At 32.6% G+C, this 16823-nt stretch carries 15 protein-coding genes and 1 pseudogene; 4 read left to right on the forward strand and 12 right to left on the reverse strand.

All coding sequences use genetic code 11. The features are described from left to right. Positions 1-283: 283 nt before the first annotated feature. Together BUB42_RS00005 and BUB42_RS00010 are read right to left on the reverse strand one after the other, a co-directional pair. Positions 284-1519, reverse strand: coding sequence for an ABC transporter permease (locus tag BUB42_RS00005; protein ID WP_073015987.1), 1236 nt, complete (start codon positions 1517-1519; stop codon positions 284-286). Between the two features lie 156 nt (positions 1520-1675). Next, positions 1676-2170, reverse strand: coding sequence for a YkgJ family cysteine cluster protein (locus BUB42_RS00010; protein WP_073015989.1), 495 nt, complete (start codon positions 2168-2170; stop codon positions 1676-1678). A gap of 127 nt (positions 2171-2297) precedes the next feature. Here BUB42_RS00010 and BUB42_RS00015 point away from each other — a divergent pair, with 127 nt between their 5' ends. Further along, positions 2298-3014, forward strand: coding sequence for a class I SAM-dependent methyltransferase (locus BUB42_RS00015; RefSeq protein WP_073015991.1), 717 nt, complete (start codon positions 2298-2300; stop codon positions 3012-3014). Between the two features lie 91 nt (positions 3015-3105). Here the strand turns inward: BUB42_RS00015 and BUB42_RS00020 are convergent, their stop codons facing one another. From BUB42_RS00020 to BUB42_RS00055, 7 genes are all read right to left on the reverse strand, one after another. Next, positions 3106-3738, reverse strand: coding sequence for a 7-carboxy-7-deazaguanine synthase QueE (locus BUB42_RS00020; RefSeq protein WP_073015993.1), 633 nt, complete (start codon positions 3736-3738; stop codon positions 3106-3108). A 202-nt stretch (positions 3739-3940) separates the two neighbouring features. Further along, entirely contained in the window at positions 3941-5635 is a 1695-nt protein-coding gene (locus BUB42_RS00025) for a tetratricopeptide repeat protein (protein ID WP_317614883.1), read from the reverse strand. Continuing rightward, positions 5625-6542 carry a PstS family phosphate ABC transporter substrate-binding protein gene (locus tag BUB42_RS00030; protein ID WP_073015995.1) on the reverse strand — a complete coding sequence of 306 codons (918 nt, stop codon included), beginning with the start codon at positions 6540-6542 and terminating at the stop codon, positions 5625-5627. The genes BUB42_RS00025 and BUB42_RS00030 overlap by 11 nt, the downstream gene beginning before the upstream one ends. Positions 6543-6775: 233 nt before the next feature. After that, complete coding sequence (locus tag BUB42_RS00040) at positions 6776-7576, reverse strand: energy transducer TonB (protein WP_073015999.1); 801 nt, start codon at positions 7574-7576, stop codon at positions 6776-6778. A gap of 34 nt (positions 7577-7610) precedes the next feature. Beyond that, complete coding sequence (locus BUB42_RS00045) at positions 7611-8165, reverse strand: ExbD/TolR family protein (protein ID WP_073016001.1); 555 nt, start codon at positions 8163-8165, stop codon at positions 7611-7613. An 18-nt stretch (positions 8166-8183) separates the two neighbouring features. After that, positions 8184-8795, reverse strand: coding sequence for an ExbD/TolR family protein (locus tag BUB42_RS00050; RefSeq protein WP_073016002.1), 612 nt, complete (start codon positions 8793-8795; stop codon positions 8184-8186). A gap of 36 nt (positions 8796-8831) precedes the next feature. Then, entirely contained in the window at positions 8832-9650 is an 819-nt protein-coding gene (locus tag BUB42_RS00055; RefSeq protein ID WP_073016004.1) for a MotA/TolQ/ExbB proton channel family protein, read from the reverse strand. 367 nt (positions 9651-10017) lie between these two features. On the opposite strand from BUB42_RS00055, the pseudogene BUB42_RS16850 reads away from it, so the two are divergent. From BUB42_RS16850 to BUB42_RS00070, 3 genes and pseudogenes are all read left to right on the forward strand, one after another. Next, positions 10018-10305, forward strand: a pseudogene (locus BUB42_RS16850) (helicase HerA-like domain-containing protein); the annotation flags it as partial. A gap of 231 nt (positions 10306-10536) precedes the next feature. After that, entirely contained in the window at positions 10537-11799 is a 1263-nt protein-coding gene (locus BUB42_RS00065; protein ID WP_073016006.1) for an NAD(P)/FAD-dependent oxidoreductase, read from the forward strand. Between the two features lie 124 nt (positions 11800-11923). After that, positions 11924-12283, forward strand: coding sequence for a cupin domain-containing protein (locus tag BUB42_RS00070; RefSeq protein WP_073016008.1), 360 nt, complete (start codon positions 11924-11926; stop codon positions 12281-12283). 4 nt (positions 12284-12287) lie between these two features. Here BUB42_RS00070 and BUB42_RS00075 read toward each other — a convergent pair whose 3' ends face one another. From BUB42_RS00075 to BUB42_RS00085, 3 genes are all read right to left on the reverse strand, one after another. Beyond that, positions 12288-12572, reverse strand: a complete 285-nt coding sequence (locus tag BUB42_RS00075; protein ID WP_073016009.1) for a hypothetical protein — start codon at positions 12570-12572, stop codon at positions 12288-12290. Between the two features lie 395 nt (positions 12573-12967). Then, entirely contained in the window at positions 12968-14308 is a 1341-nt protein-coding gene (locus tag BUB42_RS00080) for an FAD-dependent oxidoreductase (protein ID WP_073016012.1), read from the reverse strand. A gap of 59 nt (positions 14309-14367) precedes the next feature. Next, complete coding sequence (locus BUB42_RS00085) at positions 14368-16761, reverse strand: penicillin acylase family protein (RefSeq protein WP_073016014.1); 2394 nt, start codon at positions 16759-16761, stop codon at positions 14368-14370. Positions 16762-16823: the final 62 nt, after the last annotated feature.

The following is a 16823-nucleotide window of genomic DNA, read 5'->3' on the forward strand; positions in this document are numbered from 1 at the left end:
AGATAGGAAAGGATAAATAAATTTGTGAAAATGAAAACGATTTCGAAATCCTATGATTGAAATAACTTGCAATGGTTGCTAAAAATCCCAAGGTTGAAACCGTAGGGTTTGCTTGGGTTGAGAAATAAATTTGTGTAAATGAAATGAATCTTGAAATCGTAAAGCTGAAATTGCAAGTGCAAGTTGATGAAAATCCCACCTTTGCAACCGTGGGGTATGGTTGGGAAAGGAAAAATAACTTTATATAAATAAAATGATTCTTGAAATTGTACGGTGGAATAACTTAATCGTACCGGATGGCTTTTACGGGAGAAATTTTAGTGATTATATATGAGGGAATGAGCAGAACTGTGAAACAAATTAGTATAGTAAGCGCATTTAATAACATAATGTATCCCCAATTAAAGTAAACCGGAGCTTGATTCACATAGTAGTTTTCTGGGTTAAGTTTTATTATACCAAAATGTTGCTGCATTAACAATAGCAGTATTCCTATCAAGTTTCCCCAGAAAAGTCCCCTTGCAATTAGGTAAAGAGCATTGTAAAGAAATATTTTTCTAACGGACCAATTGTTTGCTCCCAATGCTTTGAGTATTCCAATCATTTGTGTGCGTTCCAAAATGAGCACTAATAATGCAACTACCATGTTTATTGTAGCCACAAGTATCATTACCACTAAAATTACAATAATATTGAAATCAAATAATTTAAGCCATTCAAATATATAATCGTACTTTTCTATTATTGTTTTAGTATCTAAGGTTGAGGAAGTTTGCGCATAAACCTGTTCTCCAGTATTTTTAATGTCATCAAAATCATTAATGAAAACTTCAAATGCTCCTACTTGATTTGCCGTCCATTTATTAATGCGTTGCAAATGCCGTATATCTCCTATTACATAAGTAGCGTCAAATTCTTGAAATCCTGAATTAAATATACCCGTGATTTTAAATCTTCGAATGTTAGGCAATTTATTTTGCTCTTCTTTAATAAAAAAAGTATTGAAGACATCACCTACTTTAAGATTTAGTCTATTAGCTAAAAATTGAGAAATTACGACTTCTGGATTAAGACTCTTTGATAAATCTGGCAATTTACCTGAAACTAAATATTCTTTTATATTATTCCACTTGTAGTCTTTGCCTACTCCTTTCAGAATTATTCCTTCAAATGCAGTTTCTGTTCGTATTATTCCGGCTTTAGTAGCTACTGCTTGAATATGATTTATTCCTGTAACAGAAGTAAAACTGGGATAAAAGTCTTGCTTTTTGGAAATGGGTGTTAAAGTAACTTCGGAAAGATTGTTATCATAGTTTGAAATAATAATATGTCCATTAAAAGCGGCAATTTTTTCACGGATTTTTTTTTGGAGACCTATTCCAGTTGCCACCGATATGATCATCATTATCATTCCAATTGCAATTGCGGCAATTGCAATTTTTATTATTGGTGCCGATATGCTGCTTTTGTAATGTTTTGCAGTGATTAGTCTCGTAGCGATAAAATATTCTAAATTCAAATGATTGTGTGTGAAATGACAATTTAATTACTAGCCATTAATGTTAAGCCCAAAAATACAGCTAAAACCTTTAAATGTCTAATTGATAGAACTAAAAATTTAAAGGAAAGATTATTATATCTTGTGAGCTAGTGATTATCATTATTTAGCGTTTTTCTATAATGGTAATCTTTTTTTCATTTCTTCAACAATGTTGAAAGCTGCGGGACAAATGCTCACATTTTTCAGAGTAAGATCTGTAATTTGTTGAAACTTTTTTCGATCAGTATGTGGAAATTCTCTGCATGCTTTTGGACGTACATCGTAGATCATACAAGCATTGTCTTGATCTAGAAAAGTGCAAGGTACACTTTGCAAAACGTAATCCTGATCCTCGTCAATACGTAAATACTGATCTATAAAGTGTTGTGGTTTTTGTCTTAAATATTTTGAAACACGTTCGATATCGGCTGACGTAAACAGCGGCCCTGTTGTTTTACAGCAATTTGCACATTTTAAACAATTTGTCTTTTTAAATTCAGCATCGTGCAAATCTTGCATTACGTAATCTAAATTTTTTGGTGTTTTCTTTTTTAACTTATCGAAATACTTTTTGTTTTCGATATGCTTATCTTTGGCTTCTTTAGGCAGGTCGTTTAAAGTTGGTTTCAATTTTACGTTTTAAAGTTGATGCTACAAAAGTAGGGACTACAACCTCTAAATGTCAAACAAATAACAAATAATTGAGAATTCCATTGCTTTTCACAATATTAGAATAGCTATTTCTCACACATACTTTATGAAAGATCTTTTTGGAAAAGCCATACTTGACTATCAAACTAATAATTCTCCTGAGGATTTAATTACAGAGACTTCCATTTCTGATGAAGACGAAATGTCTGTCAGCTACTTATTTCGCTCTTTTGAAGACATGCCAATACTTGAGCAAAAAGCAATGCTACTTTCAAAGGGTAAGATTCTAGATATTGGTTGCGGTGCAGGAAGTCACAGTTTGTATTTACAGAAGGAACGAAATTTAGAAGTAACTGCAATTGACATCTCTGAAAATGCAGTTAAAGCCTGTATACTTCGCGGTTTGCAAAATGTAAAAATTCAAAATATCCTTAAAATGGAATCTAATAATTCCGAAAATAAATTTGATACAATTTTATTACTTATGAATGGGACAGGGATTTTTGGCACACTAAAAAATACATCTCAATTTCTTCAAAAATTAAAATCCTTATTAAATCCTAATGGTCAAATCCTAATTGACAGTTCAGATATTATTTACATGTTTGATGAAGATGATGAGGGAGCGTTTGTAATTCCCGCAGATGGTTATTACGGAGAATTACAATTTACTGTAACTTATAAAGGAGAAAAAGAAGATTCTTTTCCATGGCTTTATCTTGATTACAACACGTTGCAAAATGCTGCTAATGACAATGGACTCAGGTGTAATTTAATTTTAGAAGGAGAACATTACGATTATTTAGCAAAGCTTTTCATTTAAATGATGAAAAAAATTAGATATTTCAATAAGGGCATTTATTTTTAATTATAAACCCCTTAATCATTTAAAAAGTTTAAGGGGTTTATAATTATTATGGAATATTTAAATATTTATGCGTTTGCAATGAAACTCTCCATTTCGGATTTTTCATTACATACTCTACAATAAAGGGTGTCATTTCCTCACTTTTACTCCATTCTGGCTGAAGAAATAAAATCGCCTTTGGATTCACTTTTTCTGCTTGCTCTTCTGCAAAGATAAAATCATGTTTATTGTAAATAATAACCTTTAACTCATTTGCATTATTGTACACAGTTTCTGTAGGTAACTTATTTTTCTTTGGCGAAAGACAAATCCAATCCCATGACCCAGATAAAGGGTAGGCGCCAGAAGTTTCAATATGAACTTTTAAATTGAGATTTTTTAGCCTCTGCGTAAGTAAACTCATATCCCACATTAAGGGCTCACCACCAGTTACAACAACCGTTTCCGAATATTTACTAGCATTATTGACTATCAAATCAATAGCTGTAGGCGGATGTAATTCGGCATTCCAACTTTCTTTGACATCACACCAATGACATCCAACGTCACATCCTCCAATTCTAATAAAATAAGCTGCTTTACCTGTATGAAAACCTTCTCCTTGAATGGTATAAAATTCCTCCATCAGAGGTAACATTGCTCCTCTATTAACTTCTAGTTGTACTTCTTTTGATAACATTGATTTAATTTAAAGTGCAAAGATAGGTAATTTGAAAAGGAACTTATTTGAAAAACGTAGTAATCTAAGAATGCGATAAACATATCTTAGAATTACTTTAAAATCACTTTAAAATGTAGAACAAATACCTTGGCGCGTAAAAAGTTTAATCAAAAAAAAACCGATAATCGCAAGATTATCGGTTTCAATACTTTTAAATAATTTACTTCAATATTTTAATAGATTCTGCTGCATAATTATTAGTTGGATCAATTGCCAAAGTCTTATTAAAAAACTCAATGGCTTTAAGTTTATTTGTATTAGCAAAACTCGCTGCCATGTTGTTGTAAGATTCAACAAATTTAGTTTTAACAGCTGGTTTGGCTATTTCTTCTGCACCAAGCGCGGTTGTTTTTGCAATATAATCTTCATAGTTTTTAACCATTAGATCATCCTTTTCTAACAATCTATTTGTTCTTGCTTTATATAAATACGCTTCTAAATAAATAGGTGATGCTACTAATACTTTGTCGAAAGCCGCATCGCCTTTTTGCAAAGCAACGATATCTACTTTCACATCTTTACCACTATTGGCATAATAATTTGCTAAACCAAAGTATACATTATCATCCAAAAAGCTTTTTGATTCCGGTGTACTTGCTCCAAATTCAAAAATACTTGCCGCTTCTTTATACATTTTTTGAGTAAAAAGATTTTTCCCAACTGCGCTTAATTCCTGCACAGCGAGCGGTTCCATTTCAATTGATTTTTTGATATCCATTAATCCTGTTTTAAACGCAGTTGAATCAATAGCTGTCCCTTCAGGATTAGTTCCTTTTTTAATTTTGGTTAAACCTAAGTATAAATAATCTAATGCGATAGGTTTGTTTCCAGGAGAATTAATAAAATTTTCTAAGGATTTAATAGCAACATCAACATTTCCATTTTTATAAGCTGAATAACCTAAATAACGATAGATTCTCGGATTTACTTTATCTAATTCGATCATTTTTTTTGCTTCAACCTCAAGAGCTACATAATCCTCAATCAAAATTAAGAAATCGGCACGACGCATTCTTGAATTAATAGAATAATCAGTTAAAGACATGTACTTATCATAATGACCAAGGGCGATTTTATAATTGGCTGCGGCTTGGGATGGCTTATTACGCGCGATTTTATAATAAGTTTCGGCTAATTCTCTATAAACGGGACCATAATTAGGATTTATAGCTATTACTTCATTGTAGGCTTTTGAAGCTTCATCATAAGATTTTGCGCCTTTCAATAAAACACCCAATTGCATTTTAGCTCTAAGCAAACTGCTATCTAATTGAAATGCACTTCGATAAGCTATAAAAGCTTCATTTTGCTTTCCCTCTCCGTAATATGCATCTCCTAATGCCAACTGCAATTGTGCATCTTGAGAATTAATAACAACTGCTTTGTTTAAAGTTGTTAACGCGTTTTTATAATCAGGTTTCTCAGCGTTCATATAAGCTCTTGCGATATAAATGAACTCCTGAAAATCTTTCCTTTTCATCTCTTTAGTTGCAAGTGCAAAATTAGCTTGCGCTGCTGGGACATTATTGGAATTAAGATCCATTTGACCTAAACCGATATAATTTAATTGGCCTTCATCAGATGCGGTTATACCCTTGTCAAAATAAATTTTAGCGGAATCCTGAATCTTTTGTGTTAAATAAACATTACCTAAGGTATAGAACGCCTCTCCGTTCGCAGGTTTATCTTTAATTATAGTTTTTAAAATTGTTTTTGCACTTTCAAATTGTTCGGCATCAACTGCTTTTTTAGCTTGATTAATGTCCTGCGCTTGTACCGTAAAAGCTGATGCTAAAATGGCAACACTTAAAATTGTTACTTTATTCATATTCATTGTAGTTAATTTATTTATCATCATTTTTGGATTTTGTTCTAATTAGAATCTTTCTGCCTGGGATGCGTATTGGTAGCAATCCTGATTTTAAAACTATTCTTTGTCCTACATCACCAGCAACGAATGAAGCGAAACCCATTCCTAATCCTGATGTGCCTTGACAATTAATTATAAACAAATCACGTGCCAAAGGATAAGATCCTTCCGCCAAATTATTTTGAGTTGGTGGAAAAAACGTTGTACTTCCCTTTCCTTGTACACTTAAAACATTAATATTTTCAACATATTTAATTATGTCAGTAGAAGGTTGATATAACCAATTGAGCCCAACAACACCTATCATTCCTTCATTTTCCGAAACAAATTTTATCACTTCTTTATTTGACTTATAAGAAAAGACATCTTTTTGTGGTAAGTTACTAATTCCAGCCAAATCAGTAATGTATCTTACAGTACTTGAGTTTGGATTATCAAACACCAATCCTTTTATTCTCCTTTGAGGTTTCCCTTGCATAAAGAGTATTACCTCAGCCAACGAAATTAACGTGTCTTTATTGCTTTTATTCGAAATAAAAGCAATAGCATCAGATGCTATTTGTGTGACTTTTGGCTTTATTTGCATTTTTTCAAAATGTGTTTTCTCCTCATCATTCAATTTCCGAGACAGAATAACGATACGAGAAGTGTCTTGAAGAAACGAACGAATTATTTCTTTTTCAGACTTTGCATCTATTACTATTTTAGCATTATACTGACCTTGAAAAACAGCTACCTGATCTTCAATTATTGGTAGAAAAGATTCATCAACTAATAAATTAGTGGTCCCTTTAATAATAGTTTCATTGTTGGAGTCTGCGTTTTTACAGCCAATAGCAAGTAACGCTATAACAAATCCTGAAAAGCAGGCGCGATTTAAAAAATAATTCATTATTTAGTCTTTATTATCAATTATTATGCGGTAGCATCGAACAAAAGAATATATGATTAACAGACATCCAAAAGCAATCCTATATTTATAATCCATATTAAGCGGAAAATTTTTCATAAATATAACAAATAATCCTAAAGCAAAATAAAGCAATAAAAACAAAATTGCCATAACTAGAAGAAATCGCTCTTTCGGCGATTTCTTCATAATATTGTCTAATATGTTATTTGGCATTAATCAGGTGATTGAATTGTTATTGGTAAAGAAAAAAGCACTCTTACAGGCTTACCATTTTGAACTCCTGGAGCCCATCTTGGCGATTTTTTCAATACTCTAATCGCTTCTTTTCCTGTCCCATAACCAATATCTCTAATAACTTTTATATCAGTCAAAGATCCATCTTTTTCTACAACAAAAGTTACATAAACTTTTCCTTTTAAACCTTCTTCTTCTGGTGTAACATAGTTACTACCTACAAATTTATAGAATTTCTCTATTCCCCCAGGAAAATCTGGTTTAACTTCAATACCAGCCGTATTATAAATTGTATTATCATCAGCTGCTTCTACTACTGCTGCCTTACCAGTTCCAACTGGCTCAACAGTTAAGATCGCATCTGGATCACCCTTTATAGTTACTGCACCCAACTTCTTCTCCTTAATTTCAATAATTTTAGGTGGCTCTTCAGTTACATCCTCTGCTTTCGCAACCACTGGCTTCACAAATTTTACTTGATCGACCTTTGGAGGAGGTGGAGGTGGTGGTGGAACATTTAACTTCGGTTTTTCTTGTTTTGGAGGCAATTTAATGGCGGTTAATTTAATATCCCGGTCCATATCTTTATCTTCGCCTTTAGGAATTAAGTTTATCAGAACAGGGGCAGCCACAGCAAGACCAAAAAAAACAGAACCAATAATTAGCGCTTTAATTGTAGTTTTTCTGTTTGACTTTCTTAACTGATAAGCTCCGTACGCTTTATTACGTCCTTCAAATACAATATCAAGCCATTGATTTTTTAATATGTCTAATTTCATTTTTCTTAATTATTAGGTTATTAAGAAAACAAGATTACTCTTGTTTTCCTTCTAACAATTTTGTTTCCTCAGGCGAAAAATCATTAACAATCGTGTAAGTAGGAACGTCAGAAATTGCCATTTCATCAAGGATGTCTATCACATTTTTGTAATTAGACTTCTTACTTGGTTTAATTATTACAATCATTCCCTGGTCAGGCTTGCCCTTTGCAGTTGAATATGCTAAAACTTCTTTCTTTCTTTTTAACAATTCTTGACGAATACCGTCTTTTCCAAAAACCAAATCTTTCGGACCTGCTAATGGAGTTGATAATAATCCCATGTAAAAAACTAACTTGTTATTATCTCCCAGCAAAACAGTCATAGTTCGATTTTCATCGACTTTAATATCTTCCCCTTTTTCGTTTTTATCTGGCAATCCCAAGCTCATCGATTGAGGTTTAGACAACGTAGTAGTAAGCATAAAGAATGTAATAAGCAAGAAAGCTAAATCAACCATTGCAGTTAAATCTACTTTTGCATTTGCCTTTTTACTTCTTACTTTTCCACCTTTTTTGCCTCCACCGTCGCCAGTATTTAATTCAGCCATTTTAGTGTCTTTTTTTTATTAAAAATCTTTTCCTCTTAAACCAGTAACTAAACTAAAGCTATTGATTTTTTGATTTTGTAAAATATCCATCACTTTTCTAATTGCTGGATATTCCTCTTTTGCATCACCTTTAATGGCAATTTGCAATTCCTTATCATTAATCTCGATATTAGCAAGTCGAGCATTACGAACCCAGTCTTGCAATTGATTATCTAAAGAATCCACAGGAATTCCCGGTTGATTTGCTTTGCTTCTATCAGCCGCTTTTAAATCGATTATCTGTTTAAGACTTTCAATTGGAACACCAAAGTCATCCATTAAGGCAAATTTTTCTTTATCTTCTTCTGAAAAAGCTACACCATATTTTTCACCCATTAATTGCAGGGTTTTTTTACGAATAGCTCTTCCTTTAAGATCAAAGAATACTTTTCCTTTACCCACAGTTAAAGTTGCTAAATCTGTTTCAGGTAATTTTGTCTGAACAGTTGAAGCGGGAGTATCTACAGGTAAAGCCTCTGGAATTTTAGCAGTAGATGTCATCACAAAAAAGGTAAGTAACAGGAATGCGACATCACACATCGCAGTCATGTCTGTTGACCCCGCATTTTTCTTTATAACTATTTTAGCCATTCTTTTAATTTTTTAATTGATACGAATATCAATATATTATTGCTTCAAACTTCCTCTGAATCTTCTGTAAGAATTTACAATTGAAACAGCAGCTTCATCAATTGAATAAGTTAAATCATCAATTTTAGAAGTAAAGAAATTATAAGAGATAATTGCAACAGCTGAAGTACCAATACCTGTAGCAGTATTAATAAGCGCTTCAGAAATACCAGCCGCAAGCGCAGCTTGATCAGGAGTTCCAGCAGCAGCTAGAGCACCAAAAGCTTTAATCATACCAGCAACCGTACCTAATAATCCAACAAGTGTACCTAAAGAAACTAATGACGAAATGATGGTCATGTTCTTTTGCAACATTGGCATTTCAAGAGAAGTAGCTTCTTCTATTTCTTTGTGAATAGTCTCAGCTGCTTCTTCACTATTGAAACCTTCTTTCTTAACTGCTTGATATTTTACTAATGCTGATTTAATCGCATTTGCAACAGAACCCTCTTGTTTGTCACATAAAATAATAGCGTCGTCAATCTCGCCAGTTTTGATACTCAACTGAATTTTTGTCATAAAAGCATCTAATTTAGTTTTGCCAGCTGCTTTAGATATTACAACAAATCTTTCAATAGAAAAAACAAGAACCATCAATAACATTCCTAGTAATATTGGAACAACAATTCCTCCATGGTAAACTTGTCCTAAAGTATTCAATGGAACTCCTGTTTCAGGATTTCCTCCTTCAAAATTCGAAGGATTTCCCATGATGAATTTCCAAATCAAAACTCCAACACCAATACATGCAGCAATAATCAGTCCTGAAACCATTCCTCCTCCGTTAGCCGTTTTTTCTTTTTTAACGTTTGCCATTTTTTTTAATTTTAATAGTTTTAAATAAATTATCTTAGTTATAATAACTTGTAGTGGAGCAAATTTATATTTTTAGTTTAAATAAAAAAACTTTTTTTTATATAATTACATTTAAATAAATTTTATAATCATTTTTATCGCATTTTTCGTTGCATTTTTGTTGAAATCTGCAGATATATTAGTTAGAATAGATGTAATAAAGTAACATTTTATGAATATTTAGAACAATTTTTTAAAATCAAAATTCTTTAAACGACCACGTAAATTTACTACATTAACAAGATAAAAGCAAGAAAAATGAATTTTATACTAAAATTGCTGATTTTGTAAAAAGCTAATAACCTGCCTCACGTTGAAAATCTATTAAATTACAAACAAATTACAGTCTTTCAACAACCACATACTCGAGGGTTACAGTTTTAAAGGAGAAAGTATTATTCTAGGCGGAGCGTTCTTGGAAGGAGAACCAATTGCATCGGCTTTGGTGCGAGTTCCTCTAAAAACTATGAATCGCCATGGATTAATTGCAGGAGCAACCGGAACTGGAAAAACAAAGACCATTCAAGTATTTTATTAACAGTTGTCCTTTTTTGGAAGTCCTTTTTTAGCGATGGATATTAAAGGCAATTTTAGTGGAATTGCTAAAGAAGGTCAAAACTATTGCATAAAAAAAATGAATCAACTAATAATCAGGTAAAAACCTCTGATTGTTGCTTCAAGTTAATTCATACAAATTCGAACAAACAACTGTTCAAAATTACAATTTTTTTAAAGCTTTACATTACTATTTCACTATCGATAAACCCTTATTTTCTATAGGAAACGTTAATAAAGAAGACTAACTTCTTAGCTATTTGTACCTTTGCGGTTCGAAAAGAAAGTAGATATGGAAATTCAAAAAAAAATTATAATTATTGGTGCGGGCTTTGCTGGTTTACGATTAGCGCAGGATCTAGAAAATACAGATTTTGACGTTTTATTAATCGACAAAAATAATTACCATCAATTTCAACCTTTAATGTATCAAGTTGCTACTGCAAGACTCGAACCTTCCAGTATTTCATTTCCTCTACGAAAAGTATTTCAGCACTCTAAAAACGTTCGAATTAGGATTGCTGACGTGCTTAGTGTGGATACTTCTAATAAAGTTTTAAAAACTTCAATAGCCGATTTTGATTATGATCATCTTGTAATAGCATTTGGATGCACAACCAATTATTTTGGAAATGCAGAAATAGAAAAATTTGCCTATCCTATGAAGTCTGTTCCAGAAGCCATTCAGCTTCGAAATGAAATTTTGCAAACTTTTGAGGATGCTTTAATTGCTACTCCCGAAGAATTTCAGGCCTTAATGAATTTTGTAGTCGTTGGAGGCGGACCAACAGGAGTGGAACTCGCAGGAGCTTTAGCAGAAATGAAAAAAAATATTCTCCCAAAAGATTACCCTGATAAAGATTTTTCCAAATTAACAATATATTTACTAGAGGGTTCTCCCAATGTTTTGAATCCCATGAGCGTTGATTCTCAAAAAATGGCGCGAAAGTATTTAGAAGAATTAGGCGTAATTGTAAAAACAAGTACGATTGTTAATCATTATGATGGCAAAAATGTTAGTCTGCTGAATGGGGAAATTATAAAATCTACTAATGTCATTTGGGCAGCAGGAATTATTGGCAACACACTCGAGGGAATTCCTTTAGAAAGCGTAACAAGAGGAAGTAGATTTATAGTTAATAGATTTAATAAGATTGAAAATCTAGAAAACGTTTATGCACTCGGCGATATTGCATTTATGACTACACCTAAATATCCTAACGGTCATCCTCAAGTGGCAAGTGTAGCAATTGAACAAGCAAAAATACTGGCCAAAAATTTCAAGCTCGGTAAAAAAAATAGAGCATTAATCGAATATGAATACCATGACAAAGGTGCCATGGCAACGGTAGGTAAGCGAAAAGCAGTTGTTGACTTACCCAAATTTAGTTTTCAAGGGCGATTGGCTTGGTTTACATGGATGTTTGTTCATTTAATGTTAATACTAAGTGTTAAGAATAAACTCTCCATTTTTGTAACTTGGATGTTTAGCTATTTTAGTAATGACAGTACTTTACGCGTAATGTTAAAACCATCTTCGAAAATTGAAAAATAACAAATTTATCCCATCAATTTTACTTCACTTTTAAATTTAAATTTACTGTAGCGTTTGTTTCTCGCTATTTATTTAGAAAAAAATAATCATTAATTAATTTTTGTTAAAATGCTACTATTTTAAAATGAAAAAATACTTTATCCAAACCAGTCCGTTCATTGTTCCTACAACCGATGGAAAATTAATTGAAGAGCACCACGGTTTAGCAACAACTCAAAATAAAGACATTTCTATTGCGCACATGATTGCTCCAGTAGCATGGAGTGAACCTTTTCAAACACCCGAATTTGACGAATATACCTATATTATTTCTGGAAAGAAACAATTTATTATTGAAGACGAAAAGATAATTTTAGAAGCTGGTCAATCTATAAAAATCGAATCCAATACTAGAGTGCAATATTCAAATCCCTTTGATAAACCTTGTGAATATATTGCTATTTGTACTCCTGCTTTCGATTTTAAGAAAGTGCATAGAGAATAGTAAATTAATCCTTTTTCATGTCTTTTAACAATCCTATTGCAAAATAACCAATAATTGCAACTGCGAATAGTATACAAATCCACATAAATGCTTTTGATTGCCAAAACGGTTTTTCAGAAGCATTTTTCTCTTTAATTTTAACTTTTTGTAGATCTGTAATCGTAGCTTGTAGATAATCCATTTTAGATTCTTTGATAAAACCTTCTAAATCATATTGTGGTTTTGAGAGCGTAGAATCAATTATAACCAGATATTTTTCGTTGGCCTTTAAATCAGATATTACAAACAATGAATTTTGAAGAACTTCAATTTTGGAAAACGCTAGGGGTTGATTGTCATGGTTTTCAATTTCTACAGTAAAATCTTTTTCGAAAAATCCGTCAATTAGAAATGAGGTCGATGAATTAGATTTAAATATAAAATCTGAAATATTTTATCTAAAATTTTTTGTCTATTTTATAATCTTTTTGAGTTCTATTACAAAATAGAAAAGCTTTCCTTGACAATAAGTAAGATCAAAATAATTTCACTTTTTTTAAGCAGATAAGAAAATTCGGCCCAACACATTTTTGTATAACTATTTCCCTCCTAGTCTTACAATTCATCAGAGAAAAAAATTATAGTCTGAGTTATAGAATAAAGTGATAATTAGTATCTGCAATTCCCGTTGATGTTAAAGTTTCTTTAAATTAAAAGTTCCAAAATTTTATCCTCAACGTCTTTTGAATCCCAAATCACTGCAATATTGTCCATTTCTAAAACCTTTTGCATAATTTCATTTTGGTACTCACCAATAGCCAAGGCTTCAGCGTAAGGCTGTAAACTAAAAGTTACTCGACTATATAAAGGCATCCATTTATCCGGATGTTTGTCTGAAAACCATTTTTCGATTTTCTTTTGTAACAAGAAATTTTCATCGGCTGTTTTAGCGCTCATTTCATTAAAATTTCGTTCCGCTAACTCAGCGATAGCATCGGCATTGGGTTTGCGTGATTTTTGATATTCAGAAAAAATAGTGTGCCAATCATCTCCATACTGAGAAATTAGTTCACTTAAAATCGTAATATCTTCAAAGCCAGCATTCATGCCTTGTCCGTAAAATGGCACTACTGCATGGGCAGCGTCGCCTATTAAAGCGACTTTGTCCTCATAAGTCCACGGATAACATTTCATTTTAACTAAATAACTCGTTGGATTCTTGAAAAAATCTTCTACTAAATCAGGGATGACAGCAGCGGTATCAGGAAAATAAGTAGCAAAGAAATCAACTAAAGATTTTTCATCTTGTAATTGCTCAAATGAGTTTTCTCCTTTAAACGGCATAAATAAAGTACAGGTAAAACTTCCATCAAGATTAGACAATCCCATTAGCATAAATTCGCCACGAGGCCAAATGTGTAATGAGTTTTTATCAATTTTATGACTTCCATCAGGATTAGCTGGAATATGTAATTCTTTGTAACCAATTTTCATGAATTCCTGCGAATAATCAAACATAGATTGACGTTGCATTTTGTGCCGAATTCTCGAGAAAGCTCCATCAGCTCCAAATACTTTATCAAATTTTATTTCAGTCCATTCGCCACGTTCGGTTTCTCCCGTATGTAAAGTTGCATTTGACAGAGTGACATCCCATATTTTTTGGTTAAAAAAGAATTCAACACCTGATTTTTCGGCCAGGTCAATCATTTTTCGGTTTAAAATCCCTCTCGAAAGTGAAAAAATAGCTTCCCCTTCCTTTCCATAATTTTGCGTTATATAACTACCATCTTGCAAGTGAATTCCTCTTTTATCAACTGGTATTCCGATACTGCGAATTTCGTCATCAAGACCAATGTCTTCGAGTGTTTTCCAGCCACGATTTGACATTACCAAGTTGATTGAACGACCAGAAAATTCAACATTACGAATGTCAGGACTTCTATCATAAACATGAACTGTGTGACCTAATTTTTTTAGATAGATTGCTAATAAAGTTCCAACTAATCCAGAACCGACAACCGCAATTTTTTGAGGAGTTTGCATTATATTTTTTTCAAAAGTTAAGCAAAACTACCACTTTATTATTTCGGAAACTTTAAAAGTCATTTCTTTTTAACGGGCTTGAACACTAATTTTGTTGAAGTTCTAACAATCTCCGCTTTATTGAGCAACATTCTTCTAAATTTACCTGCATTGTACAACTCAGCTTGATCGCTGTAATGAGCACTCAGTGGATTTCCTGATTGTCCAGTAGGTAAAATACTCCAGCTATTTTCAACATCCGAAAAATCAACGATCCGTCTGGTTGATGGGCCACCTTTTACTTCGTAGGTTCCGTCTCCCGTAAAATCAAAAAATAGATTATTGATTACTTCAGTAGCTCCAGAAACTTCAAAAGGACCAACATTAAAAATCCCTTTTAAAGCCGCCACTTTACCCAGCGGATGTTGGTGCTCAACAGTATGTACATTGTTCCATGTCCATTTTTCAACATCTGTTCCTAATTGTTCTTCTAACGCTACAATAGATTCTTTGAATGATTTTGAAACTATTTGAGTTCTATTTTCTTTTACATCTTTTGTATTTGTATTATCCCACCACAATGAATTTTCATTTTTGACTTGTCTGGCAACTATTTGTTTGATAATGTGTGTGCTAAGAAACATTTTAAAGTTTTCAGCACCAAGCTCATCTTCGAAAGTGTTTTTTAAATAGTTAAAAATCCATTTGTTATAAATTGTAGGAGCAACATCGTTAAGATTATTGGAGCCTTTCCATCTTTTGAGAATTTCTACTGCTTGCTGTTCATTTTGAGAAAGCAATTTTTCATCAAGATTCGAAAGTAAGTTTTTTACAACTTCTGGTGAAACAGAAGATGTGTTGTCAAAAAGCATATTACCAACAGAGGCCATATCCCAGTTTGACTTACGATCTAATAATTTAGTAATTCTTTTGGCACGATCTTCTGGGAGATAATAACCTGGATATAAAAATCCGTCAATTCGCTCTGGTTGATTGTTTGCGGAATAAACGTAGTTCCACTTTGGATTTTCAGCCGAAGGATTTTTGGAGAAATCCAAATATTCAGCAATATCATCTTTTCCTGTTGCACCATTTAAAATGAAATTTGGATTTACACCCTGATTGTGCTTGTATAATTTGCCAGTTGCCCACCAAGCCACATTTCCCTCAGCATCGCCGTACATTACATTTAATCCTGGAGCAGCAATAAGAGCTACTCCTTTCTGAAAATCTTGCTTACTTTTAGCGTGCGAAAGCATATAAACGGCATCTAAAATTTGGATGGGCTGTTGTGTGTAAATCCACGACATTGAAACGGGTTTATCTTTTTGCAGACCATCTACTAAATCATTTACAACTGGACCATGACGTGTTATTTTTAGATTTAAAAAAACATCAGCGCTATCTTTTACTTTTATCGTTTTTTTTAGTGTTTGATACGCACTGAAACCACTGGCTGTTTTATAACTATTATTATCTTTTGGGTTAATTTCTTCTTGATAAAAATCAATGTCATCGTTCTCAAACATTGTTAAACCGTATGCATATTCTCTATTATGTCCCAATAAAGGATACGGAGTACCCGCTAAATAAGACCCATATAATTCAAAATCAGGTGTAACTAAATGTGCTTCGTACCAAGTGCCTGGCTGTGAAAAGCCAATATGAGGATCATTAGCAAAAATAACTTTTCCTTTTTTCGTTTTCTTAGGAGCAAGTACCCAGCTATTACTTCCTATAAATGGGGAAATTGGTGACTCATCTAAGATTGCTACAATCGATTTTGAAATTGCAGCATATTGTTGTGATTTGTCCTTAGCATTTTTAATTCTTGTCGTATTATAGGAACTATCTAAACCAAATTCCTTTAGATATTCCATTCCATATTTATTACGAATATCCGTCATTAACGGATCTGACTTTTGAGCCATCGCAAAACTAAAGGACATATACCCAAAAATATTGTAAATGTCTTTAATTGTAAATTTTTCTTTTTTGATTCCAAGTAAACTAAACTCAACAGGCGTTGTTCCCTCTATGAGATATTGATTAATTCCGTCTAGGTATGACATTGTTAACTGGTAACTCTGACTGTTTTTATCTAATTTTGCAATTGCTTTTGCAGAAGCTTCCTCGATTCCAATCCCGGCAAAAAATTTATCATTCTTCAACGCAGCAGACCCAAATATTTCAGACAGCCTTCCTGGCGCTATGCGTCTCATCAATTCCATTTGCCACAATCGATCTTGCGCATGAACATAACCTAGAGCGACCATTGCGTCCTTAGATGATGATGCATAAATATGCGGAACACCAAAATCATCAAAATATACTGTTGTTTCCTTTTGAATGTTTGCAAGTTGTTGTTCGCCTTTGTATTTTGGTTTTGAATAAATTCCGTAAATAAATGCTGCAGTGATTATGAGTGCCATTATCAAAAATAATGTAAATGCGATTTTTTTGAGTATCTTCATTTTGTAAAAATTGAAAAACAAATATATATGATTTTAAGTTCCTGAATAGAAAACAGGAACTA

Origin of the sequence: Flavobacterium micromati (assembly GCF_900129585.1) — a bacterium.
Taxonomy (GTDB): domain Bacteria; phylum Bacteroidota; class Bacteroidia; order Flavobacteriales; family Flavobacteriaceae; genus Flavobacterium; species Flavobacterium micromati.